Source organism: Amycolatopsis sp. La24 (assembly GCF_029087445.1).
In the GTDB taxonomy this organism is placed as follows: Bacteria; Actinomycetota; Actinomycetes; order Mycobacteriales; family Pseudonocardiaceae; genus Amycolatopsis; species Amycolatopsis nivea.
On sequence record NZ_JARACH010000073.1, the window covers coordinates 38,323 to 45,186 of the forward strand.

Annotated in this window: 7 protein-coding genes; 1 reads left to right on the forward strand and 6 read right to left on the reverse strand. The window is 69.7% G+C overall.

Features of this window, described 5'->3' with window-relative positions:
* Genes PUT80_RS40270 through PUT80_RS40295 form a run of 6 tightly spaced genes read right to left on the reverse strand, consistent with a single transcriptional unit; the run spans position 1 to position 5,617 of the window.
* Complete coding sequence (locus PUT80_RS40270; protein ID WP_275295284.1) at positions 1–993, reverse strand: AraC family transcriptional regulator; 993 nt, start codon at positions 991–993, stop codon at positions 1–3.
* Between the two features lie 18 nt (positions 994–1,011).
* Positions 1,012–2,478: a serine hydrolase gene (locus PUT80_RS40275; protein ID WP_275295285.1), complete on the reverse strand. Its 1,467-nt coding sequence runs from the start codon at positions 2,476–2,478 to the stop codon at positions 1,012–1,014.
* Entirely contained in the window at positions 2,475–3,287 is an 813-nt protein-coding gene (locus tag PUT80_RS40280) for an amino acid ABC transporter permease (RefSeq protein ID WP_275295286.1), read from the reverse strand. Before PUT80_RS40280 ends, PUT80_RS40275 begins: the two co-directional genes overlap by 4 nt.
* On the reverse strand, positions 3,284–3,922 hold the full coding sequence (locus tag PUT80_RS40285) for an amino acid ABC transporter permease (RefSeq protein WP_051729800.1): 639 nt from the start codon (positions 3,920–3,922) through the stop codon (positions 3,284–3,286). The genes PUT80_RS40280 and PUT80_RS40285 overlap by 4 nt, the downstream gene beginning before the upstream one ends.
* A 13-nt stretch (positions 3,923–3,935) precedes the next feature.
* Complete coding sequence (locus PUT80_RS40290; protein ID WP_275295287.1) at positions 3,936–4,856, reverse strand: transporter substrate-binding domain-containing protein; 921 nt, start codon at positions 4,854–4,856, stop codon at positions 3,936–3,938.
* Positions 4,857–4,870: 14 nt separating this feature from the next.
* Positions 4,871–5,617: an amino acid ABC transporter ATP-binding protein gene (locus PUT80_RS40295; RefSeq protein ID WP_043837532.1), complete on the reverse strand. Its 747-nt coding sequence runs from the start codon at positions 5,615–5,617 to the stop codon at positions 4,871–4,873.
* Positions 5,618–5,711: 94 nt separating this feature from the next.
* Here PUT80_RS40295 and PUT80_RS40300 point away from each other — a divergent pair, with 94 nt between their 5' ends.
* Entirely contained in the window at positions 5,712–6,584 is an 873-nt protein-coding gene (locus PUT80_RS40300; RefSeq protein ID WP_051172918.1) for a MurR/RpiR family transcriptional regulator, read from the forward strand.
* Positions 6,585–6,864: the final 280 nt, after the last annotated feature.

Consider the following 6,864-nt stretch of genomic DNA (forward strand, 5'->3'; position numbering starts at 1 on the left):
CTATCGCCTGCGCGAACTGCCGTCGTCGGTTTCGCGCAATACGGCAGACGGCGATTCGCCGAACCGGCGTTTGAACTGGGCGGCGAAATCGCCGAGATGCACGAAGCCGCAAGCGAGCGCGGTCGCGGTCACCGTGGCGCCGGCGGGATCCGCCGCGGCCAGCAACGCGCGGGCGCGGTCGAGACGCTGTTCGCGGAGCCATTCGCTGAGGGTCCGCCCGGTTTCGCGGCGGAAGCCGATCTGCAGGCTGCGTAGGGACACCCCGCAATGCCGGGCCACTTCGGCCATCGAAAACGACTCCGGCAGGTGCGCCAGCAGGTAGTCCATCGCGCGCCGGACCCGCGCCGACGAGGGAGCTTTCGTCTCGGCGGCAAGGGTTTCGCTGAGGGTGTTCGGGTGGCCGAGCAACAGGGCCTCGGCCAGCAGCGCCTCGAGATGCCCGGGCCGCGCGCCCTCGGCGGAAAGGTGGATCGCCGCTTCGACCAGCGCCAGCACGCCGGGGGAGACGGTGTCCGCCCGGAGGTCGAACTGCACCGCGACCGTGCCGGGCGTCCCGGCGAGCAGTGCGGCGGTCCGCTCGACCAGCGGCCGGTCGAGGCGCAGCACGACCTGGTCGAACGCGTCGTCGAAGTCGAGCCGGAACGAGCGGTACGGATTCACCACCGACGCCGACCCCGGCCGCAGCACCGCGCTCGTGGTGCCGTAAGCGAACCGCGCCCGGCCGCTCACCGGCAGCGAAAGCAGGAATTCGTCCTGTTCGGGAGCCAGTTCCGAGATGCGCACAGCCGCGCCGTACCGCAGCCGGTTCACCGAAACCGAGCCGGCGGCGAGGTGATCGAGCCGCGCGGACAGCCGGCGATCGCGCACCAGCAACGCGTGCGGACGCAGGGCGGTGCTGCACGCGCCGACGACCTCGTCCACGTCGTCGGCGGCGCTCACCATCCGTCGCCCGCGCGTCCGCACGAGCTCGGCGATCCCGGCCACCCGGCTCATCCGCGGGATCGTACGCCGTCAGACGAGCTTGGCGGTAACCACCGGACGCCCCGTCGGCCCACTGTTCACATTGGTCCGACGGTGCCACCGCAGTTGGCCGTCACCGAACTCGATGGTGACCGTGTCGTGGAACGGTGATTCCACGAAGTACCACTCCAGCACCAGCACCCCCGGGGAACGCCACTGCGCGGCAGCGAGGACACGCGTCGAGTCGGCCTGGTACGAGTGGTGCAATTGCCAGGTGGTGACACCAGTGTCCGACTCGACCCACGTGGACAGTCCACAACGGACTGAGTGACAGCCGCGATCGTCGTCCAACGCCACCACAAGGACATCACCGTCCACAGTGAACGAGATAGCGGACAGTCCGTCCTCATTGGACTCACATTCGTACCGCTGGCCGTCCAATTCGACGGTGGTCGGCGAAAGCGCGGGAGCAGCAACAGCGAGTTCGGTAGCCAACGAAGCATCGGCGGCAGGGGAAGGAGTGCCGGTAAAAGCGGGCACCAGCAGGTCATGCACCAGACCGGACAGCAGTCGGTGCTTCCCGTGCGTGATGCTGCCTGTCGTGGCGACAACGGCGTCGTATTGGGGGAGTACGAAGACGTCCTGGCCGAACATTCCAGACGCCCGGTATCCGCCGTCGGCGTCGAGCCACAGTTGGTATCCGTAACCCTCCGGGCGTTCGTCTCCGGCGGAGGCGGACGGGACGAATTCGGTGCCGTTCCAGCTTCCGGCGTCGGCGTTCTGCACGTGCCACGCGGTGGCCTCGCGCACCCATCCGGCGGGCAGGATCCGGTCGCCTTGCCAGAGGCCGTCGTGCAGGTGCAGGACGCCCCATTTCAGGAAGTCGATGCTGCGCAGGCTCAAGCCGTTCCCGCCGGAGCAGATGCCTTCCGGGTCGGTGTCCCAGGTGTGTCCGGTGAAACCGAGCGGCTCGAACAGTCGTGGCTGCAGGTAGTCGTACACAGACAGGCCTGATGCCCGTTGCACGATGGCGGACAGCATGTGCGACGTCGCGCTGGAGTAGGTGAAAGTCTTGCCCGGCGGCAGATCCACGGGGGTGCGCAGGTATTCCCGCACCCAGCTGGTCTTCAGCAGCCGCCAGGTCTTGCCGGACAGACCGACGCGGTGGCCGGTTCGCATGGTCAGCAGGTCTTCGACGGTGATGGCGCGCAGGTGCTCCGACGCGTCGGTCGGGACAAGTTCCGGGAAGAACGAGACCAGGCGGTCGTCCAGGCGCAGCAAGCCTTCGTCCAGGGCGAGGCCGATTGCGGTGCCGACAAAGGACTTCGTCGCCGAGTGTGTCGTGTGTGGACGGTCGCTGCGGTAGGGCCACCAGTAGTGTTCGAAGGCCAGCTTGCCCGAGCGGTAGACGAGCAGGCTGTCGAGCGAGATTCCGTCGGCGGTCAGCCGGTGCAGGAAGCCGCGCACGCGCTGGGCGTCGAGGCCCGCGGCGGACGGGGCGGCGGAGGGGAAGGTCACGAAGGCTCCTGGACGAGTGTTTTCTTGCGGTTCGCGAGCCGTTCGGCGACCCGCGAGAGGGCGATGTTGACGACGATGTAGAGCAGCCCTGCTCCGACGTAGGCCTGGATGAAGTCGCCGCTGAACTCGCCGAGCACCTTGCCGTTGTTGAGCAGTTCGGCGATGCCGACGACGTAGCCGAGGCTGGATTCCTTGATCACCCGCACGGTCTGGCTGATCAGCGCGGGCGCGAGCGCGCGGGCCGCCTGCGGGAGCACCACGAACGTCATGACCTCCCAGTGCCGCAGTCCGATCGCGTGCCCGGCCTCGCTCTGGCCGCAGCCCACGGCGAGGATCCCGGCGCGCACGATCTCGGCGAAGATCGCCCCGGCGTGCGCGACGATCGCCAGCACCAGCTGCCAGAAGATCGGCACCCGGACGCCGAGGATCGGCAGCCCGAACATGAAGAAGAACAGGATCAGCAGCAGCGGCATCGCGCGGAAGAACTCGATGACCGCGGCGGACGGCCAGCTCAGCCACCGCTTCCGGCTCAGCCTGCCGAGTGCGAGCAGCACGCCGATCGCGACCGACAGCACCGTGGACACCAGGCCGACCAGCAGTGTCATCGCCAAGCCCTGCACCAGGAACCGCAGCATCGCGCCGTCGACGAGGATCGCCCAGCGGGCCGGGTCGAGCTGGCCGGAGGCGCCGAGTTTGACGAGGACGAGGGCAAGCAGTCCGAGCAGCACGAGTCCACAAAGGATGGACACAGTGCGCAACCGGGCCTTGGCTTTCGGGCCGAGTGCGTCGAAGAGGATGTCGTCGTTCACCGGAGCACCCGGACCTTTCGCTCGACGAGCCGCACGACCCCGCTGACCGCCAGGTTGATCACGAGATAACCGCAGGCCGCGACGGCGAAGGCCAGGATCGGTTCGGCGGTCTCGAGGTTGAACGAGCGGGTTTCGAGGGTCAGTTCGTCCACGCCGACGGCCGCGCCGAGCGCCGACCCCAGCGCGACGTTGATCAGGATCGTGCCCAGCGGCTGCACCATCGCGCGGAACGCTTGCGGCAGCAGGACATCGAGCACGACCCGGCGGAACGGCAGCCCGATCGCCCTGGCCGCCTCGACCTGCCCGCGATCCACCGCGCGGATGCCCGAACGGACGGTTTCGCAGACGTACGCGCCGAAGTAGACGCCCAGCGCGAGCACGAGGCACCAGAACAACGGAATCAGCACACCGGCGTCGGGCAGTCCGAAGATGAGCAGCACGGCGATCAGCAGCAGCGGCGAATTGCGGACGAGGTCGACGTACAGCCGGCCGGCGGCGCGCAGCGGCCGGACCGGGCTGATCCGGCAGATCGCGACAACGCAGCCGAGGACGAGCGCGAGCGGGAAGGCGCACGCGGTGAGCAGCAAAGTGGTGGTGAAACCGCCGAGGATTTCCCCGGCGTGACCGGAAAGCACGGGTGATCTCCCTTCAGGAGCCGGGGACGGAGCCGGGCACGGGCGGCTCGGGGGCGGGACCGGACACGAGCGGGCCGACGGTCTGCTCCCACAGCCGCCGCCAACTCCCGTCGGCGGCGATGCGCCGCAGGAATCCGACGACGATCTCCTTGAACGCCGGGTCGTCCTTCGGCAGCCCGATGCCGAAGGGGCTGCTGCCGTACGTCGCGGGCGTCATCCGCAGCCGCGCGTCGACCGCCGCTTTGCCCAGCAGGATCGCGGTGTTCGCCGACCACGCTTGGACCCGGCCCTGCCGGACCGCGGCGGCGCACTGGCTCGACTCCTCGAACACCACCGCACGCGCCTGCGGACACGCTTTCCGAAGCGCTTCCTGTGCCGCGCCGGGCTGTACCGCGACGTCTTTCCCGGCCAGCTCGCGCACGGCCGTGACCCGCGGACCGTCCGCCGCGGTGACGATGCCGGAGCGCGCGAGGTAGTACGGCCCGGCGAACGAGACGAGCCGCGCCCGGCTTTTGCTGATCGTGTAAGTACAGACGGCGACGTCGACGGATCGGTTCTGCAGGATCGCTTCGCGTGTGTCGGCGCCGCCGGTGATGCTGTCCACCTCGGGCGTGCCGAGCAGGTATTTGGCCAGCAGCTGGGCGATTCCGATGTCGAAGCCGGTGATCTTGCCGGTCGCCGGGTTCATCATGCCGAACCCGGGGGTGGTCACCGAAGCGGACTGCCGCAGGACGCCTTGGTCGCGGATCCGGCGCAGCGTCGGCGTTTCCGGCAGATCGACGCCGACCGGTCCGCGCGCGACGGCGTCGGCCTGGTCAAGCGTGGCGTAGGCGGGATTGCCTGCTGTGCGGGTGGTTCCGCCGCTGCACGAGGCGAGCAACGGGACGGTGCCGGCGGCGAGCAGCGCGGCTCGGCGGGTGAGGGGAGCGGACACGAGGGCCTCCAGGCTCAGTGGCTGAGCACGCGGGCGAGGAAATCGCGGGCGCGTTCGGTCTGCGGCGAGCCGAAGAAGACATCCGGCGCGGCGGATTCGGCGATCCGGCCGTCGGCCATGAAGACGACGCGGTCGGCGGCCTTGCGGGCGAAACCCATCTCGTGGGTGACCACGATCATCGTCATGCCGTCGGCGGCGAGCGCGGTCATCACGTCGAGCACCTCGTGGATCATCTCCGGGTCGAGCGCGCTGGTCGGTTCGTCGAACAGCAGCACGCGCGGCTCCATCGCCAGCGCGCGGGCGATCGCGACCCGCTGCTGCTGACCGCCGGACAGCTGTGCGGGGTACTTGTCCCCGTGCGCGCCGACGCCCACCCGTTCCAGCAGCTCGTCAGCCCGTTTGCGCGCGTCGTCGCGGCTGAGCCCGCGCACGCGGACCGGGCCGAGCATCACGTTGTCCCGCACGGTTTTGTGCGCGAAGAGATTGAAGGACTGGAACACCATGCCGACGTCGGCGCGCAGGCGGGCGAGGTCCGCGCCCTCGGCGGGCAGCGGGCGGCCCTCGATCTCGATCGAGCCCTCGTCCGCGGTCTCCAGCCGGTTGACGCAGCGGCACAGCGTCGATTTCCCGGACCCGGACGGGCCGATGACCACGACGACCTCGCCGCGCCGGACGTCGAGGTCGATCCCGGTCAGCACCCGGGCCGATCCGAACGACTTGCCGACGCCGCGCAGCCGTACCAGGGGCTGATCTGTGCTCATGAGTGCTCCTCGTCGAGCCGGCGGGTAGGGTTCACTACACAACGGAGAGCCCTCCGGCATCTTGTAGTAGCCACTACGTCCAGTCAAGGGTGTCATGTCCACTACCTATCTCGGCGGCGACCACTTCGACGACCACGTCCGCGCCCGGCTCGACGACCTCAAGCCGGCGGAACGCCAGGTCGCCCGGTTCATGCTGGCCAATCCGAACGAGGTGCTGTTCTCGTCGGCGGGCGACCTCGGCGCGGCGGCCGGGACCAGCGACGCGACCGTGGTCCGCACCGCGAAAGCGCTCGGCTATTCGGGGCTGCCGGAGCTGAAACGCCACCTCGGCCAGACGTTCACCGCGCGCACCGAGCCGACCGTCCGGCTGAGCGCGGCGATGGAGAACCTCGGGTCGACCGGTTCGCGCCAGATCGACCGGGTGATGGCCGACAGCGCCGAGCGGCTGCAGGAAATGCAGCGCCAGCTCGCGCCGGAAGCGGTCGAGGAGGCGGCGCGGCTGCTGCTCGCCGCCAGGATGGTGTTCACCTGGGGGCTCGGGCTGTCGTCGGTCTGCGCCGAGTACGCCGCGTTCCGGCTCGCCCGCCGCGGGCTGGTCACGCGGCACTGCGACGACACCGGCTTCCGGCTCGCGGACGCGATGCTCCCGCTGAGTGCCGACGACGCGGTGCTGGTGTACGTCCCGGCTCGGCAGAACCGCGACGTCGAGCTGATCCTGCGCTACGCGGAGGAGGTCGGCGCGCCGGTAGTGCTCGTGACGAGTCAGCTGTCCGCGGACCTCGAATCCCGGGTCCGCGTCGTGCTGCCGGCGCCGGATTCCCCGACGAAGTTCACCGGCGAGACTCTGACCGCCTCGATCGTGACCGACATCCTCGCGCACACCATCGCGGGCCGGGAGCCGGACCGCGCGAAGACGGCCGCGGACCTGCTGACCCGGCTCCGTGCGGACCTCGGCGAGCGGAAGTAGCGCTCGCCGGGCGGCGATCGCGGTTGTCGTCGCGATCGCCCCCCCCGCGAGGTCGGCCGACCGGCCGTTGCCCGCCCGCCTCACGAGGTCGTGGTGCTCTGGGGCTTCGGGTTGTGCGGTCTTGCGCCCCAATGTGGCATTGGGTGCGTCAGATGCACCCAATGCCACATTGGGGCGCTCGCCACCGTAGGCAGCCAGCCCGGTGTCCGCTCTGACCGGCATAACCCTCACGACCCTGGCCAGCCGCGGCAAGCTTCGCCCGCCGCCAGATCGGAAGAGC